The sequence below is a fragment of the Paenibacillus liaoningensis genome, assembly GCF_059609455.1.
The window spans coordinates 1-18,137 of sequence record NZ_JCAALU010000033.1; the positions used below are offsets into that span (position 1 = coordinate 1).

Genomic DNA, 18,137 nt, shown 5'->3' on the forward strand with positions numbered 1-18,137 from the left:
CATTATCGAGGTCAATGGAACTTAAATAAGCTGCCGCCTGCACGATACAGACAGCAGCTTGAAGTGGCCTAACCTTTTTTTAATTGTCCTTTACAAGGGGTACATTTTACTCCGGGCGACGCCCATCGGTGGAAAGGTTCCTTGCCGTAGCTTATTGTCTTAATCTGAGTTTATTGCGTCGTGCTAATGTTGTTAGGTCATATGCACCTAGCATCTAGCCATGCAAGCTGGAAATACTTAACGAGCGGCGAGGAATGCGGCTTCGTCGACTTCAATCTTCTCTACGATATCGATGGTTCCGCCTGCTAGGCAAACATCGCCATCATAGAGTACGACGGCTTGGCCAGGCGTAATTGCCTTTTGCGGCTGGTCAAACGCAATATGTGCCGTTCCGTCAGCGCCAGGTGTCACGGTAACGCCTTGGTCTGCTTGGCGATAGCGGAACTTGGCTGTGCAGCGAAAAGGACCTTCCGGCAGCTCTGGCGCAATCCAGTTCATGCCGCTGGCAATTAGCCCAGTCGAATACATGCTCGGATGCTGCTCGCCTTGCACCACATACAAAATGTTGCGCTCAAGGTCTTTGTCCGCAACAAACCATGGCTCGCCATTGCCGGAGCCGCCAATGCCAAGGCCTTGGCGCTGTCCAAGCGTATAATACATCAGGCCGTCATGCTTGCCTTTGACTTCACCGCTGCGAATGTCGACCATGTCGCCCCTCTGCGCTGGCAAATAGCCGCTCAGAAATTCCTTGAAGTTGCGCTCGCCGATGAAGCAGACGCCCGTGCTGTCTTTTTTCTTCGCGGTGTACAAGCCTGCCTCTTCAGCAAGCCGTCTTACCTCTGGCTTCGGGAGATGCCCAATCGGGAACATTGCCTTCGCGAGCTGCTTCTGGTTCAGCGCGCTGAGGAAATAAGTTTGGTCCTTGTTGCTGTCCACGCCGCGCAGCAGCTTCGTCTCGCCATCCGGCGTACGTTCTACGCGCGCGTAATGGCCTGTCGCCAAGTAGTCGGCGCCCAGCTCATTTGCTTTTTTGAGAAAATCGCCGAACTTGATTTCCCGGTTGCACATGACGTCGGGATTCGGCGTACGGCCGCGCTTGTATTCATCGAGAAAATAAGTGAATACTTTATCGAAATATTGCTTCTCAAAATTAACCGTATAATACGGAATGCCGATCTGGTCGCATACGCGGCGAACGTCTTCCGCGTCTTCCTCTGCTGTGCAGTGACCAAATTCATCGGTATCATCCCAGTTTTTCATGAAAATGCCGACAACATCATAACCTTCCTGCTTCAGCAGCAGTGCGGTTACAGAAGAGTCTACGCCACCGGACATGCCGACAACGACTCTAGTTTCTTGTTTGGATTTTGCCATTTGCTTACACCGCCTTGTATTCAAACTCTAAAACGAGTATCTCTCATTGTAGCATACATTTATCGCTGCACAAAAAACTTTTTTACGAAGAATGACAAGCTTTTCTCGCATGTTCCTTGTACTATATGCTAACATATAAGCTATATGGGAATACCATGATTTAAACTCGGTCATGGCTGCTTAAGGCAACACAACTAATGAAAACGAGGTGCCCTTTTATGAAAATATCAACCAAAGGCCGTTACGGCCTCACGATAATGATGGAGCTTGCAGGAAAATTTGGCGAAGGACCGATCTCTTTGAAAAGCATAGCGGAACGCAATAGCTTGTCCGAGCATTATTTGGAGCAGCTCGTTGCCCCGCTTCGCAACGCCGGACTTGTGAAAAGCATTCGCGGCGCCTATGGCGGCTACATTTTGTCCAAGGAGCCTGAGCATATTACAGCTGGAGATGTCATTCGCGTACTGGAAGGCCCGATTTCCCCAGTCGATTTCACCGAAGAGGATGACCCGGCGAAGCGTGATCTGTGGCTGCGTATTCGCGACAGCATCGCCTCCGTACTAGACTCGACTACGCTTAAGGACATGGTCAGCTTCCAGGATCCAGGCAAAGCAGACAGCTACATGTTCTACATTTAAATAGAAGGAGCTAGACAAGCTATGCACTATTTCGATCATGCCGCAACGACGCCAATGCATCCAGATGTCGCGCGCGCGATGCTGGAAGTGATGCAGGGTCCGGGAGGCAATGCATCGAGCATGCATGCCTTCGGACGCGCGGCGCGGCAGCATATTAACCGCTCTCGCGACCAGATCGCTGCCGCTATCGGCTGCAAGCCTGCTGAGCTAGTATTTACGTCCGGCGGCACGGAGAGCAACAATATGGCGATTAAAGGTGTTGTCCGCGCGCTGGCGCTGCAAGGCAAAAACCACATCATTACATCAGAAGCTGAGCATCATGCGGTGCTGCATCCCTGCGAAGCGCTTGAGCGCGAAGGCTTCGAGCTGACGCTGCTGCCCGTTGACGAGCATGGACAAGTATCGCTTGCTGATGTGGCTGCGGCTATAAAGCCAAATACGGCGCTTATTAGCATTATGCACGGCAATAATGAGGTAGGAAGTTTGCAGCCGATTGAAGACATCGGGCGCCTGGCACATGAGCGAGGCGTTATTTTTCATGTCGATGCTGTGCAAGCTTTGGGGACTTCCCATTATGAGCTGAATGAGCTGCCGGTCGATTTGATGAGCTTTTCCGCCCACAAAATCAATGGCCCGCAAGGGGTTGGCGCGTTATATATCGCTGCCGGCACCCCATTTGAGGCGACCTCGCAGGGCGGATCACAAGAGCGCAAGCGCCGTGCGGGTACTGAAAATGTCGCCGGCATTGCCGGTTTCGCTAAAGCTGTTGAAATTTGTGTGAACGAAGCGCAAAACAAGCAACATTTTCTAAACGAGCTTCGTATGGAATGGGTAGAGCTGCTTAGGAAAAATGTGGATATAAATATCGTCATCAATGGCGCGGCGGAGCAGATGCTTCCGCATATCGTCAACATCAGCTTTATCGGTGTCGATACCGAGACGATGCTGATGAATCTCGATATGGCAGGTATTGCAGCGGCAAGCGGATCGGCCTGCACATCAGGGGCGCTGGAGCGTTCCCACGTTTTGCGGGCGATGAAGCTGCCGGAGGAAAGGCTGGCTTCCGCCGTAAGATTCAGCTTCGGATTGGGGAATACTAAGGAGGAACTGGGTGCCGCAGCGCAAAAAGTTGCAACGATTGTGCAGCGCATCCGTAATAACGCCTAGGAGGCTTCCCCGGCCGTGATTAAACTACAGCAATTGATCGGTCTGCCCGTGCTGGTCATTCATTCCGGCAAGCGCGAAGGTACGATCAAGGATGCGATTTTTGACTCCCACTGGAACGTTACAGGTCTCGTGCTCGAAAGCAGCGGCTGGTTCGCTAATGTCGTCAAGACGGTGAGCTGGAATGCGGTGCTGACATGCGGCGTAGACGCGATTATTATTTCCGACGAAGCAGCTGTGCAGAAAACAAAGCTTGAGCAGCTGGGCAGAACGTTTTGCACCAGTAAAGTACAGCTCAAGGGTATGCCTATGGTGACCATACACGGCGTGATGCTTGGACAAGTATCGGACGTTTATTTTCATCCATTTATGGGTACACCAATAGTAGGCTTTGAGCTTACGGACGGTTTTATATCGGATCTGATGGAAGGGCGCAAGTGGCTCAGAGCTCCCGAGGATTCAGATGCCGTGCTGCTCGGGGAAGACGCGATTATCGTTCCTGCTGTCAGTGAAGCAGAATTGGAGCCTGTCGCAGCTTCCAATTCGGAGAATAGGGAGAAATGAAAGATGATGAGATGTCCCAACTGCAATTCGAAAGATATAGGAAAAATAGGTTCCCATCAATTTTATTGCTGGGGCTGCTTCATTGAACTGACCGTCAACGGAGAGAAGATGTCCGTGTACCAAGTGGAGGAAGACGGGACGCTTAGTTCACTTGATGATCTGTTTTTTGAAGATGAAATGCCACAAATCCATGCAACCTAGTGTTATGCATGGTTGCATACTGACATACAATTAGAAGGGAACAGTCATTTGACTGTTCTCTTTTTTAATGAAATTGGAAGGGCGAGGAGGTGTTAAAGTGGCCGAAATAAATGAGGTGCAGGCACAAATAGCGAAGCTCGCAAGCGAAAATCCGCTAGATGCGCTTGCAGCGATTCAGGCGCTGAAAAACGAAGGCGGAAAAATCGTGCCCGAGCTGCTTGTGCAGCTGCGGGCTGCAAAAGATCCTGTGCGCACGATGCTGGTTATTGTGCTCGGCGAGCTGGGCCCGCTGTCTGGAGCTGCGGCTGAACAGGTTGCGGCGCTGCTTGATGAAGACAATGAGAAGCTGCGTATGGCCGCCGCATTGACCTTGGTTCGAATAGGGAGCGAAAGCGTTAAACCGCTCCAGCAGATCTGGACAGATAAGCAAAATCAAGAGAAGCCGAGCTTCTGGGCAGCATGGGCGTTGTCGATTATTAGTCCGGCTTTAGTGGATGACTCTGTTCTTGAAAGACTGGAGCAAGCACAAAAAAAGCCGGATACCCCGGTAGAGGCTTCCGCAGCAAAGGAAGCACTAGACTGGATATCGGCTAATCGCGTGGAGCCAGAATAAAGGAAGGCCGCTGGGTTGAGCCGCTTATTACCCTAGCTCATGCCCAGTGGCGAATAAATAAAGCACAAGGAACAGGTTTAGCGCTGTAATAACGCCGACGCATAGCCAGGCCAGCACTTTGACCCAAGGCTTGTTGGCGAACACGCCCATTTTGGTGCGGCTGCTTGTGAACAGCACGAGCGGAATAATGGCGAAGGGAAGCTGCAAGCTGAGAACGACCTGGCTCCACAGCAGCAGCTCTCCCGTTCCGCGCGTGCCGAACAGCCAAGTGACGATGAGGGCTGGAATGACAGCTAGCAAACGTGTCACAATACGGCGCAGCCAAGAGGGGATCGTAAATTTAATAAAACCCTCCATCACGATTTGCCCCGTTAAAGTTCCCGTAATCGTTGAGCTTTGGCCTGAAGCGAGCAAGGCAACGGCAAATAAGGTGCTGGCAATGCTGACGCCAAGCGTTGGGCTAAGCAGCTGATAGGCGCCTTCGATTTCTGTTACATTGAGGCCAGTTCCATAAAAGGCTGCGGCCCCTAAAATCAAAATGCTGGAATTAATCAGAAAAGCAATCGTAAGCGAAACGCCGGAATCCCATTGGGAATATTTAATCGCCTCCCGGCGCCCCGTTTCCGTCCGTTCATATTTTCTCGTCTGAATGATGGAGGAATGCAAATACAGATTATGCGGCATAACCGTTGCGCCAAGGATGCCAAGGGATACGAAAAGCATAGCTGGGCTGCTCACGATTTCAAACTTAGGTACATACCCGGAAAGCACCGCTGATATATCCGGCCGCGAAATAATGACCTCGAACACAAATACCCCGAATATCGTAGCCATCAGTACAATGATGAGCGATTCAATAAGCCTGAAGCCTTTCTTCTGCAAGAGCAGCAGCAAAAAAACATCTAGCGTCGTAATGAGAATGCCGCCGATTAAGGGCAGGCCGAAGAGCAAATTCAGCGCGATGGCGGAGCCGATAACCTCGGCCAGATCGGTCGCGATAATGGCAAGCTCGGCGAGCAGCCATAGGATGACAGCGCCCTTGATGCCGACGGAGTCGCGGGTCGCTTGGGCAAGATCGCGGCCGGTCACGATGCCGAGCCTTGCCGACAGGTTTTGCAGCAAAATCGCAATTAAATTAGCGATAAGAATAACGGCAAGCAGCGTATAGCCGAACCGTGCGCCGCCCGCAATGGACGTTGCCCAGTTGCCGGGGTCAATATATCCGACGGCGACCAGCATGCCGGGGCCAGCGAAGGCGAGAAATTTGCGAAAGTCGCTTGCATTTTTCGGTATATGAATAGAGGAATTCACTTCTTCAAGGCTGACACTTCCACTCGCGCGGAGCCAGCCAGACTTTTTATCCAGTTGATCGGACTGTGTGCTCATAAAAACCCTTCTTTCGTTAACACTCAGATGTTGGAGCTGTCTCATTTGTTTGTGATATGAAACAATATTGCGCCTGGGAAACATTTTTGTCAATGGAAAAGTGCTCAGGCCTGTCCCTGCTCAAAGCCCAATATGTCAATGATAAGAAAATTTTGTATGATGAAAAAACGACCTCTATTTAGCTTGCTCCCCGCTTCCAAGTGAGATTCTACAATGACCATGGATGATTTTCCCCGCTTGTACATATACTGTAGCAGATTGGCCTAGGGGCCTTTTTTGAAATATAAGAATTTATAAGCTTCACACTTATAAATGGACTTATATTTCTCGGACTGAAACGCGCAGCCGCCGTCAAAGGACGGCGACAGCCGTTTCACCTTGGTAAGCGAGCGGGGGTGAGGGAAAGTGGAACGGTTCACAAAAAGCCGTCTGTTTGTGTGGTTGGTCTATGTAATTCTAGGCTTGCTGGCGCTGTATTTGCTCATATTGGTCAAGCCGATGTTTATGAATATTTATTTTTTCCTCAAGGCGATACTTGCGCCATTTATCGTTGCCATGATTATTTCATACGTGCTGAACCCGGTAGTGACGATGCTGCATGAACGTAAAGTTCCGCGAACGATGGCGGTGCTGCTCATCTATACGGTATTTTTCACAGCGCTGACCGTCTTGCTTGTCAATGTCATTCCAATGCTTGCGATGCAGGTGCAGGAGCTCAACGAGCGGGTGCCGGACCTGACGATTAAGGCGCAAAATCTGGTGACCGACATTAACAATACGTCGTTTTTGCCGGACAGCCTGCGCGATGGCATGAACCAGTCGCTGCTCCATATGGAGCGGAAGCTGTCGGAAACGCTGATCCATTTTATCAACAATATTGGGTCGGTGCTGAATACGGTGTTTATTGCCTTTATTGTGCCGTTTCTGGCGTTTTACATTTTGAAGGATTTTGAGGTGTTTGAGCGGACGATCATTACATATGTACCCAAATCGCATCGCCAAAACACCGTTCGGCTGATGAAGGATATCGACTCGGCGCTCGGCAGCTACATACGCGGGCAGTTTCTGGTCTGCCTGATCGTCGGCGTGCTCGCCTATATCGGCTACACGATCATTGGAATGGAATATGCGCTGCTGCTTGCCGGCATTGTCGCCATTACGAACATTATTCCCTACTTGGGCCCGTTTCTGGGGGCGATTCCGGCAATTCTGATGGCCTCGACCATATCGGTCAAAATGATGATTCTCGTCGCCGTAATCAATACGCTGTGCCAAATTTTAGAGGGCAACATCATTTCTCCTCAGGTGGTGGGGAGGACGCTGCATATGCATCCGCTGGCGATTATTTTCGCCCTGCTGGTCGGAGGAGAGGTCGCGGGCGTTGCGGGGATGATTCTCGCCGTTCCGATTTTCGCAGCGCTTAAGGTCATCGTCCAGCATATGTTTGCTTATTATGTGCGGCGAAAGATTATTTGACAGCAGGCCTTGCTGCCGATATACTCATTTTTAGTACAACTCAAGCGTAAACGGCTTTCGTCGTCCTTTGGAGGCAGAGCTTCCGTTTCGCGATGAAATATAAGCCCATTTATAAAAGTGAAACTTATAAATTCTTATATTTAAAGCAAAAACGACTTCGTCGTCCTTCTGGGACGAGCGAAGAGCTTTGTCGGAGAAATATAAGCCTATGTATAAGTGCAAAACTTATAAATTCTTATATTTTAAATGGAAATCGTTGATGAAAAAGAAGTAAGCTATAGACCGCCAATCAGAGATGAAGCTTCTTCGCCGTTAATCGGCGTTGGCTGCAAGAGCTTTTATGGCGAAGGATGGCTGAAAGCTGCTTTCGGAGTGTGAATGAACTTCACCGGGAGGACCCGTTATCGTCCATACGAGGAGATTGCTGCTGCAAGGCTGTGCCGCTAGAAATAGGGCAAGGCTTATGCCGGCGATAACCAGGGTGGTACCGCGAGTTTTCGTCCCTGTCATAACTGACAGGGACTTTTTGATGTTTTAAAGCAGGTTTGGCCGCAAAATGCAGGGGCAAATTAATGAAACTTATTGGAGGCGTATCAACTATGAAGGCTAGTGAAATTCGGGCAAAATGGCTCGCTTTTTTTGAAAGCAAAGGACATACGATCGAGCCGAGCGCATCGCTCGTGCCGCACAACGATCCATCGCTGCTATGGATTAACGCAGGCATGGCGCCGCTGAAAGCTTATTTTGACGGACGGGTCATTCCGGAAAACCCGCGGATTACGAATTCGCAGAAATGCATTCGTACCAACGATATTGAAAATGTCGGCAAAACGCGCCGCCACCATACTTTTTTTGAAATGCTCGGCAATTTCTCCATCGGCGATTATTTCAAGGAAGAAGCGATTACGTGGGCATGGGAGTTTCTAACGGGCAAGGAGTGGATCGGCTTCGATCCAGAACGCCTGTCGGTTACGGTTTACCCAGAGGATGAGGAAGCATACGCGTTCTGGAACAAAAAAATCGGCCTGCCAGAGGAGCGCATCTACAAGCTGGATGAAAACTTCTGGGATATCGGCGAAGGCCCATGCGGACCATGTACGGAAATTTTCTATGACCGCGGCGACAAATACGGTGATTTGAACGATCCAGAATGCTGGCCGGGCGGCGAAAACGAGCGTTTCTTGGAAGTATGGAACCTCGTATTCTCGCAATTCAACCATAACAAGGATGGCAGCTATACGCCGCTTCCAAACAAAAACATCGATACAGGCGCGGGCCTGGAGCGTTTCGCTTCGATTTTGCAGGATGTCGATTCGAACTTTGATACCGACCTGTTCATGCCTATTATTGAGCGTACATGCGAGCTTGCTGGCGTAAAATATCATGTGAACGATGAGCATGATGTGGCGCTGAAAGTAATCGCTGACCACATTCGTACGGTTGCTTTCGCTGTTGGCGACGGCGTTATGCCTTCTAATGAAGGACGCGGCTATATTATTCGCCGTTTGCTTCGCAGAGCGGTTCGTTACGGAAAAACGATCGGCATCGACCGTCCATTCCTGCATGAGCTGACCGCTACTGTCGGGGAAGTGATGGGCGTGTACTACGACGAGGTTGTATCCAAACGCGAATTTATTGAGAAGGTTATTCGTACAGAGGAAGAACGTTTCCACGAAACGCTATCCGACGGTCTGGCATTGCTCACGACGCTTGTCGACACGGCGCGCGCAGCAGGCGGCAAGGAAATCGGCGGCGAGGATGCATTCCGCCTGTATGATACGTATGGCTTCCCGTTTGACCTGACGGAGGATTTTGCAGCGGAAAATGGCTTGACCGTTGACCGTGCAGGCTTCGACGCAGCTATGGAAGCGCAGCGTGAACGCGCGCGGGCAGCTCGCCAGGACACGGGCGGCATGAAGATTCAAGGCGGCGCACTCGGCGAATTCACGGTTAAAAGCGAATTTGTTGGCTATAATGAATTGGTAATTGAATCGACGATTACGGCGATCGTGCAAGAGGACGCGCTGATTGACAGCGCAGGCGAAGGCAGCGAAGTGTTTGTGCTGCTTGACCGTACCCCGTTCTATGCGGAGAGCGGCGGACAAATTGGCGACCGCGGCATTATTTCGGGCCAAGGCTTCTCGCTGCAAGTGAAAGACGTGACGAAAGCGCCGCATGGCCAAAGCGTGCATCATGCGCTCGTGGTATCGGGAACCGTTAAGACTGGCGAGAAAGTGCAGGCGGCTGTAGCGAAAGCGGTTCGTGAGGACGTCATTAAAAACCACACGGCAACCCATTTGCTGCATAAAGCGCTCAAGGAAGTGTTGGGCACTCATGTCAACCAGGCGGGTTCCCTTGTGGAAGCGGAGCGTCTGCGCTTTGACTTCTCCCATTTTGGCAGCATTACCGATGAGGAGCTTGTTGAAATCGAGCGCCGTGTAAATGAACAAATTTGGAACAGCACCGATGTGACCATTACGAACAAGTCGCTTGCAGAAGCGAAGGAAATGGGCGCAATGGCCTTGTTTGGTGAAAAATACGGCGATGTCGTCCGCGTCGTGCAAGTCGGCGACTACAGCCTTGAGCTTTGCGGCGGCTGTCACGTAGCCAGCACTTCGCAAATCGGCGTGTTCAAGCTGATCAGCGAAAGCGGCATTGGTTCCGGCGTGCGCCGGATTGAAGCTGTTACAGGCCGTCACGCTTACAGCTATACGGAAAGCCAGCTTGATTTGCTGGGGCAAGCAGCAGCATTGCTGAAATCGAGCAATGGGGATGTGCCTAAGCGTATCGAAGCGCTGCATGCGCAGGTGAAGGAGCTTGGCCGCGAGAACGAATCGCTGCAAGCTAAGCTGAGCCGGATCGAAGCAGGCTCGCTGGAGCAGCAAGCGAAGCAGATTGGCGAAATTACTGTGCTTAGCGCTCAAGTAAATGCGCCATCAATGGACGCGCTGCGCGGCATTTCTGATGAGCTGAAGCTGAAGCTGCCTTCCGCCGTCATTATTCTTGGCGCTGTTCAAGAGGATAAAGTCAGCCTCGTAGCGTCGGTATCGGCTGATTTGGTGAAGAAGGGTCTTCACGCTGGCAAAATTATTAAAGAAGCAGCAGCAGTGTGCGGCGGCAGCGGCGGTGGCCGTCCTGATATGGCGCAGGCTGGCGGCAAGGACGCTTCCAAATTGGAAGAAGCACTGAAACTTGCGGAAGAACTGGTTCTCGCCCAAGCAAATGTGATATGATAGGAATGTGTATCGATAGTAATCTCATTGAAATGTAGTTGGAAAGCGAGGTGCTGGCGATGAGTTCCATGGACAAAACGATGAAGTTTGATGTGTTGCCGGAAAGTTTGGAAACCTCCTCACAGGACATTTTGCTGTCTGTGCATGAGGCACTTCTGGAGAAAGAGTACAATCCGATTAATCAGATTGTAGGCTATTTGCTCTCCGGTGATCCCGCGTATATTCCGCGGCACAACAACGCCAGGAGCCTGATTCGCAAGAAGGAACGCGATGAACTCATTGAAGAGCTTGTCCGGTTTTATTTGAACAATAAGAAAACATAATAGTCAGGAGCCGGACAAGCAATGAGAACAATGGGACTCGATTACGGCGATCGCAACATTGGTGTTGCGGTAAGCGATCCTTTTGGCTGGACTGCGCAAGGGCTCGAGGTCGTGAAGAAGCGCCGTGACAATGGCGAATTGGATCGGCTTGCCGAATTGGCGCAGCAGTATGAGGTTAGTGAAATCGTCTTGGGACTACCGAAAAACATGAATAACACCATCGGTCCGCGAGGCGAAATTAGTATTGAATTCGCAGAGCAGCTTCGACAGAAACTACACTTGCCTGTTCACCTTTGGGACGAACGGTTGACTACTGTAGCCGCAGAGCGTACTCTCATAGAAGCGGATGTCAGCCGTAAGAAGCGAAAGCTGGTAGTGGACAAAATGGCGGCAACGCTCATTTTACAAAATTATCTCGATTCTAAGGGCTTGCGTTAACAGGAGCGAAAGCTATTTTGGCGCAATGCACAAAACGAAAAGGTGAGGGTTAAGATGACAAAGGATGATATGCAGTTCGAAGAGCCGGAAATTATTTATATTCCGGATGAAGACGGCAATGAAGAAGAATTCGAAGTCATCATGAAGTTTGAAGTGGATGGCTCTGATCAGAAATATATGATGGTCGTTCCGCTCGTTGGTGAGAGCGAAGAGGAAGATGAGGTCTACGCCTTCCGCTATGAGGAAGATGGCGACGATCTTAAGCTGTACACGATTGAAGATGAAGAAGAATGGAACATCGTGGAGGAGACGTTTAATACGCTTCTCGGCGAATTGGAGGAAGAAAATTAATGGATCAAGGCGAGGTACTGATCCCGCAGCCGCTTGAGCGGCTGCGGGAAGCCTTCGGTCCTCAAATCGAGCTGCTCGCGGGCGGCGGCGTTATGGAAACCTTCGTCATCAAGGCCGAGTTTAAGCTCGGCTCCTACGTTTATGCAGCGCTTCAGTCGGAAGCGATGAAGGGCGAGGATGAAGTGGAGCTTTTCCGCGTCATTGGCGAAGCTGGCCAAGAGCCGGAGCTGGAAACGATTGAGGATGATGAAGAATGGGAACTGGTGTCTGAAGCTTATGACGATTTGTTATTCGCTGGCGATGAGCGACCTTAAGCAAGCTTTATTATACGTATACATCGAGAAAAGGAGCGGTGCACACCGCTCTTTTTCTCGACGTATTGGGGAATTAGGAGGAAAGCAGGTTGGACAACGCAAAGAGGCAGTCATCTAGGCCTAGCAAGGTTCGTATCGCTTTTTACGTATTTTTAAGCATTTTAGGCGTTATCACTACAGTGGTGGGCGGCGCATTTATTTATTTGTGGCTTCAATTAGAGCCAACTAAGACGGCAGAGGCCAAGCAGATTGTCATTCCGAACAACGCCTCAGCGAGCCAAATTTCCGATGTGCTTCAGGAGGAAGGGATTATTAAAAATGCCCTAATCTTTAAGTATTATTTGAAGCTGGAGAAAGAAGGCGGCAAATTCCAAGCAGGCACCTATTCGATGAATCCCGGCATGGATAAGGCAGATGTCATCGCTATGCTGAACAGCGGCAGCACCGTCAAGCAGGAGACGATCCGGTTTACGATTCCAGAGGGGCTTACGGTGCTGCAAATTGCCGATAAGCTGGCGGAAGAGAAGCTGATCGACAAGGATAAATTTTTGGAGCTGGCCGATAAGCAGCAAACGTGGACGAATGCGGAGGCGGTCAATGAAATTTCAGCTGACGCCAAGCTGCACCACCGGCTGGAAGGTTATTTGTTTCCAGAAACGTACGAAATGAAGAAGGGCAGCACGGAGCAGGAAATATTGAACCGTATGATTTCCGAGCTTGATGTCAAGCTTGACCAGCTTCCGAATGATTGGACGATTCAGCTGGAGAAACGCAAGCTGACGATTCATCAGCTGCTTACGATTGCATCTCTGGTCGAGCGCGAGGTGGTCGTTGACGAGGAGCGTCCAATCGTTGCGAGCGTTATTTATAATCGCCTGAACAAGCCAATGAAGCTTCAAATAGATGCAACGGTGCAATACGCACTCGATAAGCCGAAGGAACGCTTATATAATAAGGATCTCAAAGTTGACAGCCCTTATAACACCTATTTGGTAGATGGGCTCCCGCCGGGACCGATTGCGGCCCCAAGCCTTAGCTCGATTAAAGCGGCGCTTTATCCGCAGGAAACGGAATATTTTTTCTATGTAACCAAGAAAGATGGAACCGGACAGCATCTGTTTGCTAAAACCTTTAGCGAGCATAACAATAATATTGCCAACAGCAACAAGACTGCGCAGTCTAAGTAAGGAGTGTAAGGAACATGGCGGTAAAGCCTGAATTATTAACGACAGCTTCATCCTTAGAGGAGCTGGAGCGTCTGATTGCTGCCGGAGCTGATGCTTTCCTGATTGGAGAAGCACGTTACGGCATGCGCCTTGCTGGACAATTTGATCTGGAAATGATCAAGCAAGCGGTGAAGCTGGCGGCGCCTCATGGAGTTAACATTTATGTATCTGTCAATAATTTGATTCACAATCATGTCGTTGAATCGTTGCCTGGCTATTTGCAGGCACTGGCCGAAGCCGGAGTAAACGGCATTATGTTCGGTGACCCCGCTGTATTGATGGCTGCGCGGACTGCTGCTCCTAACATGCCGCTGCATTGGAATGCCGAGATGACGTCAACGAACTATGCGACTGCTGAATATTGGAGAAAGCGCGGCGCTACGCGGTTTGTGCTAGCCCGTGAGCTGAATATGGAGCAGGTTATTGAAATCAAAGAAAACTCGACAATGCCAATCGAGGTGCAGGTTCATGGCTTGACGAATATTTATCATTCCAAGCGCTCGCTCGTGAACAGCTATTTGGATCATCAGGATGACTCCGGCAAGCTTGGCAGCGCCAGCAAGGAGCAGGGGCTTTACGTGATGGAAGCCGAGCGTAAAGACGAGCGTTTCCCTATATATGAGGATGCCAATGGCACGCATATTTTGAGCTCGGATGATATTTGCATGCTGGAAAACTTGCATGAGCTGATGGAAATCGGCGTGGAGAGCTTGAAGATTGAAGGGCTGCTCAAGTCGGTGGAATATAACGAAATCGTAGTTCGGGCATATCGCGACGTTATTGATGCTTATATGGCTGATCCGGAAGGCTACCGTTTTGAGGATGAGTGGCTGGATCCGATTAAAGAAGCGCAAGATCCGCAGCGTGAGCTGAGCTTTGGTTTCTTTTATAAAGAACAGGTGTATTGAGGAATTGAGCAGGAGGTGCAGCTGCTATGACAGTCGCAGAAACAACATATTCAGGGGCAACGAGCCCGGTGAAAACCCGCTATCAGGGGAAGCGCCATAGGCTCGATCGTCCTGAGCTGCTTGCCCCGGCAGGCAATTTGGAAAAGCTGAAATTCGCCATTCATTATGGCGCTGACGCTGTATACATTGGCGGACAAAAATACGGCCTTCGTTCCAACGCAGGTAATTTCAGCTTTGAGGAAATGCGGGAAGGCGTTGAGTTTGCCAATCGCTATGGCGCAAAGGTGTTCGTTGCTACGAATATTTACGCGCATAATGAGGATATCGGCGGGCTTGAACAATATTTGCGCAATCTGGAGGAAGTCGGCATTTCAGCGATCATTGTAGCTGATCCGATTATTATTGAGACGGCTGCGCGAGTAGCCCCTAAGCTGGAAGCGCATCTGAGCACTCAGCAATCCACGCTCAACTGGCAGGCGGTACAGTTTTGGAAGGAAGAAGGACTGCCGCGCGTCGTTCTTGCCAGAGAAACGAGCTTTGAAGAAATCGCAGAAATTAAAAAGCATGTCGATATCGAAATTGAAGCTTTTATTCATGGCGCGATGTGTTCTTCCTTTTCCGGCCGATGTGTACTGAGCAATCACTTTACCGATCGGGACTCCAACCGTGGGGGCTGCTCGCAGTCATGCCGCTGGAAATACGATTTGTTCGTTGATGATGTGCCAATGTATTCCGAAGGCGAAGATCAATTCACAATGGGTTCTAAAGACCTGTGCATGATAGAATATTTGCCGGAGCTGATTGATGTTGGCGTAGACAGCTTCAAGATTGAAGGTCGCATGAAGAGCATTCACTATGTTGCTACGGTTGTGAATGTGTATCGTCAAGCGATTGACTCCTATTTTGAGGACCCGGAAAATTTCGTGCTGAAGCAGGAATGGCTGGATGAAATTTTCAAAGCGGCGAATCGTCCGCTTAACACAGGATTTTTTCTCGATACACCGGGTGCAGAGGATCATATTTATGAGCCGGAAGATAAGCCAGCTCCTTATGATTTTGCAGGGGTTGTTCTGGAATACAACGAAGAGACTGGAGTTGCGGTTGTAGAGCAGCGGAATCACTTCAAACTGGGACAGGAAGTTGAGTTTGTAGGACCCGGCGGACGCTTCTTCAAACAGACGATTACGCAGATGACCGATGACAAGGGGCAGGAGCTGGATGCCGCAAGACACCCGCTTCAGCGCATCCACATCAAGACGCTGGCACCTGTTGAACCGATGGATATGCTGCGTAAACTAATGATAAAAAAATAACTAGGACCAGGACACTGTTTTCGATTTTTGAAAATAGTGTTTTTTTTATTATTTATTAATTATTTGTGAGATGAAAACCGATATATAGAATTAGGGGCTACATAAGAAAAGAGAGCACAAGGATTCATTGACAACATATTGAACGCTTCTAGAGACCTAGTCCGTAACAAATAAAAAAGGCGGTGTCATCATTGAAAAAAAATGAGGACAAAACTCAGTCGAAGAAAATTACGAGGGAAAAAGCAGAATCAGGAAAATCTATGAAAGCCCTTTCTGGATTTTGGAGCGGCTCTAAACCGATTATGAAAAAAATCATCTCTAAGACAGGCAAATACGGGAAAAGCTCATCCAAGCAGCTTTTATCGCTGTCCAAGGAAATGAAGCTGAACCAGGTTAATAAATCGGTAGGTACGAAGCTGTTTTTAATTATATTTGCCAGCATCGTAGCCTGCGTTCTGGCAGTAGGACTAATTGCATATTCCCAAACGAAAACGATTGTCGAGCGCAAAGTTTCCGGGGCTAGCTTTCAGACCGTCAGCCAGGTAACGACGAACTTGAACATTATTTTGGACAACTATGAAGAAATGACGATGCAAATTTTAATTAACAAAGACTTACATACGTTGATTGGTAAAATGCGTGATGGCGAGGACGATTATACCCGGTTTGAAGCAAGCCGTGAGCTGTCGAACAAAATGCAGGATTACGTGCTTGGAAATGCTAGCATTAAGGCACTCTATTTGCTGCCGTTGGATGACAAGCTGCCAGTCGTAACAGCAGGAAATGCATCTTCTGTTGCTTCCGATGCGATGAAGAAGGAAGAATGGTTCGGCAAGGTGCAGGAATCGAACGGCAAGGCGCTATGGATTGCGACTCAGCCGAAAGGCTTTGGCGGTGCGAACGGAGCGCCAACGGTTGGCATCAGCCGTCTTTTGAAGGATAGCACGCTTAATGAAGTTTCCTATATGCTGCTGATTGAAATTAATTTGGCAAGTATTCAGGAAAGATTCAAAGAAGTATCCTTGGGACCTGGCAGCGAGCTTTCAATTGTAGATGGTCAAAATAACTATATTGCGGCTCCTAATAATGAACTCATTGGTCAGCCGGCTCCAGTAGCTCTTCCAACGGAAGGCGACGCTGCAATAGAAGGCTCGAAAAAACTGAATACTAGCGATGGCGAATCCATGCTGACAGTCTATAAAACATTTGATTCCGTTGATTGGAAGCTGCTGGGCCTCATTCCGGTAGATACGTTGGTAGAGGATGCAAAAGTCATTCGCAATATGACCATTATTACTGCAATTGTAGCTGTATTCCTTGCGATTGCGATTGGCTTCCTCGTAATTAAAACGATTGCACAGCCACTAACGAACTTGCGCAATTTGATGAACGAGGGACAACGGGGCAATTTGACGGTTCGTTCTGCTATTCGCAAACGTTCCGATGAAATCGGCGAGCTGAGTGACAGCTTCAACGATATGATGACGCAAATTACCAATTTGGCGAAGCAGGCTACGCAATCTGCGGATACTGTGCTGCATACGGCAGGCGAGCTGACGGATGTATCACGGAAGACCGCGATCTCTTCACGGGAAATATCAGTCGCAACCGAAGAAATCGCAAATGGCGCTTCAAGCCTTGCTGTTGAGGCAGAGCGCGGCAGCGATTTGAGCGGCAATATTTCGACGCAGATGGAAACGGTGAAGCAGGCGAATGCGGAAATTGTGCGTGCAGCTGGTGAGGTAGAGAAGGCGAGTGAGCGCGGAGCGGCCTACATGGGCGAGCTGAGCCATAAGACTGGACAGACCGAGCAAATGACCCGCTCTATGGTGGAGAAGGTAGACAGCCTTAAAGACAGCACAGGCTCTATCGTTAAAATTTTGGATGTATTGAACAATTTGACGAAGCAAACAAATATTTTGTCCTTGAATGCGGCGATTGAAGCGGCGCGGGCAGGCGCAGCGGGCAAAGGCTTTATGGTTGTAGCTGATGAAATCCGCAAGCTGGCTGATCAATCCCGTCAATCGATTGATGTCGTAGGACAAATCACGGAAAAAATCCAAGAGGAAATTGACAATACGGTTAGCGTATTGTCGGATGCCTATCCTTTATTCCAGGAGCAAATCGTTTCTGTGAAGCAAGCGACAGATATTTTCGTAGGTGTACAGGAGCAGATGGTGCAGTTTGTACACAAGCTGGATTCAGTAACGGACTCCATCGGGGAGCTGGACAAGTCGCAGGAGGTATTGTCCGAGGCGATGACGAATGTCAGCGCAGTAGCAGAGCAGTCTTCGGCGACATCGGAAGAGGTAGCTTCCCTCAGCAGCGAGCAGCTTAGCATTAGTGACGGTCTCGTCAGCTTGTCGGAAGAGCTGGGCAGCGTATCGCGCGAGCTGAAAGATTCGCTCGCGAAATTCAAAATCGAATAGCAAGCTGTATATTAAGCCGTTTGAACGGGGTGCTTTCCCGTTCAAACGGCTTTTTTTAAAATATAAGAATTTATAAGTTTCACACGTATAAATAAGCTTATATTTCTCGGAATGAAACGCGCCGCACTGTCAAAGGACGGCGGCAGCCGTTTCACCTTGAACCATGGTGAAAAATGCGAAACGGAA

General features: G+C 49.6%; 17 protein-coding genes. 15 read left to right on the top strand and 2 right to left on the bottom strand.

What is annotated here, in order from left to right; all coding sequences use genetic code 11:
* Nucleotides 1-237: 237 nt before the first annotated feature.
* A complete protein-coding gene (gene mnmA, locus AC6B99_RS32420) occupies nt 238-1,374 on the bottom strand; it encodes a tRNA 2-thiouridine(34) synthase MnmA (protein WP_496665093.1) in 1,137 nt (378 codons plus the stop codon).
* Nucleotides 1,375-1,592: 218 nt separating this feature from the next.
* Between mnmA and cymR the strand changes: the two genes are divergently transcribed.
* From cymR to AC6B99_RS32445, 5 genes are all read left to right on the top strand, one after another.
* The gene (gene cymR, locus AC6B99_RS32425; RefSeq protein WP_056040023.1) at nt 1,593-2,012 is read left to right on the top strand and encodes a cysteine metabolism transcriptional regulator CymR; all 420 of its coding nucleotides are present in this window, start codon (nt 1,593-1,595) and stop codon (nt 2,010-2,012) included.
* Between the two features lie 21 nt (nt 2,013-2,033).
* Entirely contained in the window at nt 2,034-3,179 is a 1,146-nt protein-coding gene (locus tag AC6B99_RS32430) for an IscS subfamily cysteine desulfurase (protein WP_494883153.1), read from the top strand.
* A gap of 15 nt (nt 3,180-3,194) precedes the next feature.
* A complete protein-coding gene (locus AC6B99_RS32435) occupies nt 3,195-3,740 on the top strand; it encodes a PRC-barrel domain-containing protein (protein ID WP_056040027.1) in 546 nt (181 codons plus the stop codon).
* A 3-nt stretch (nt 3,741-3,743) separates the two neighbouring features.
* Nucleotides 3,744-3,941, top strand: coding sequence for a YrzR-like zinc ribbon domain (locus AC6B99_RS32440; RefSeq protein ID WP_046234401.1), 198 nt, complete (start codon nt 3,744-3,746; stop codon nt 3,939-3,941).
* A 97-nt stretch (nt 3,942-4,038) separates the two neighbouring features.
* The gene (locus AC6B99_RS32445; RefSeq protein ID WP_056040030.1) at nt 4,039-4,554 is read left to right on the top strand and encodes a HEAT repeat domain-containing protein; all 516 of its coding nucleotides are present in this window, start codon (nt 4,039-4,041) and stop codon (nt 4,552-4,554) included.
* A 27-nt stretch (nt 4,555-4,581) separates the two neighbouring features.
* Here the strand turns inward: AC6B99_RS32445 and AC6B99_RS32450 are convergent, their stop codons facing one another.
* Nucleotides 4,582-5,940, bottom strand: coding sequence for an Nramp family divalent metal transporter (locus tag AC6B99_RS32450; RefSeq protein WP_056040031.1), 1,359 nt, complete (start codon nt 5,938-5,940; stop codon nt 4,582-4,584).
* 405 nt (nt 5,941-6,345) lie between these two features.
* Here AC6B99_RS32450 and AC6B99_RS32455 point away from each other — a divergent pair, with 405 nt between their 5' ends.
* From AC6B99_RS32455 to AC6B99_RS32500, 10 genes are all read left to right on the top strand, one after another.
* Entirely contained in the window at nt 6,346-7,416 is a 1,071-nt protein-coding gene (locus AC6B99_RS32455) for an AI-2E family transporter (RefSeq protein WP_056040033.1), read from the top strand.
* 599 nt (nt 7,417-8,015) lie between these two features.
* Nucleotides 8,016-10,649: an alanine--tRNA ligase gene (gene alaS / locus AC6B99_RS32460; RefSeq protein ID WP_099521230.1), complete on the top strand. Its 2,634-nt coding sequence runs from the start codon at nt 8,016-8,018 to the stop codon at nt 10,647-10,649.
* Nucleotides 10,650-10,708: 59 nt separating this feature from the next.
* A complete protein-coding gene (locus AC6B99_RS32465) occupies nt 10,709-10,972 on the top strand; it encodes an IreB family regulatory phosphoprotein (protein ID WP_056040153.1) in 264 nt (87 codons plus the stop codon).
* Between the two features lie 21 nt (nt 10,973-10,993).
* Complete coding sequence (ruvX, locus tag AC6B99_RS32470) at nt 10,994-11,410, top strand: Holliday junction resolvase RuvX (protein WP_056040037.1); 417 nt, start codon at nt 10,994-10,996, stop codon at nt 11,408-11,410.
* 54 nt (nt 11,411-11,464) lie between these two features.
* Nucleotides 11,465-11,761, top strand: a complete 297-nt coding sequence (locus tag AC6B99_RS32475) for a DUF1292 domain-containing protein (protein WP_046234390.1) — start codon at nt 11,465-11,467, stop codon at nt 11,759-11,761.
* Nucleotides 11,761-12,075 carry a DUF1292 domain-containing protein gene (locus tag AC6B99_RS32480; RefSeq protein ID WP_496665094.1) on the top strand — a complete coding sequence of 105 codons (315 nt, stop codon included), beginning with the start codon at nt 11,761-11,763 and terminating at the stop codon, nt 12,073-12,075. Before AC6B99_RS32475 ends, AC6B99_RS32480 begins: the two co-directional genes overlap by 1 nt.
* 89 nt (nt 12,076-12,164) lie before the next feature.
* Nucleotides 12,165-13,262, top strand: coding sequence for an endolytic transglycosylase MltG (mltG, locus tag AC6B99_RS32485; RefSeq protein WP_081418980.1), 1,098 nt, complete (start codon nt 12,165-12,167; stop codon nt 13,260-13,262).
* A gap of 14 nt (nt 13,263-13,276) precedes the next feature.
* Nucleotides 13,277-14,209 carry a peptidase U32 family protein gene (locus AC6B99_RS32490; protein ID WP_056040040.1) on the top strand — a complete coding sequence of 311 codons (933 nt, stop codon included), beginning with the start codon at nt 13,277-13,279 and terminating at the stop codon, nt 14,207-14,209.
* A 26-nt stretch (nt 14,210-14,235) separates the two neighbouring features.
* Nucleotides 14,236-15,522, top strand: coding sequence for a peptidase U32 family protein (locus AC6B99_RS32495; RefSeq protein ID WP_056040043.1), 1,287 nt, complete (start codon nt 14,236-14,238; stop codon nt 15,520-15,522).
* 377 nt (nt 15,523-15,899) lie between these two features.
* On the top strand, nt 15,900-17,951 hold the full coding sequence (locus AC6B99_RS32500; protein ID WP_200931662.1) for a methyl-accepting chemotaxis protein: 2,052 nt from the start codon (nt 15,900-15,902) through the stop codon (nt 17,949-17,951).
* Nucleotides 17,952-18,137: the final 186 nt, after the last annotated feature.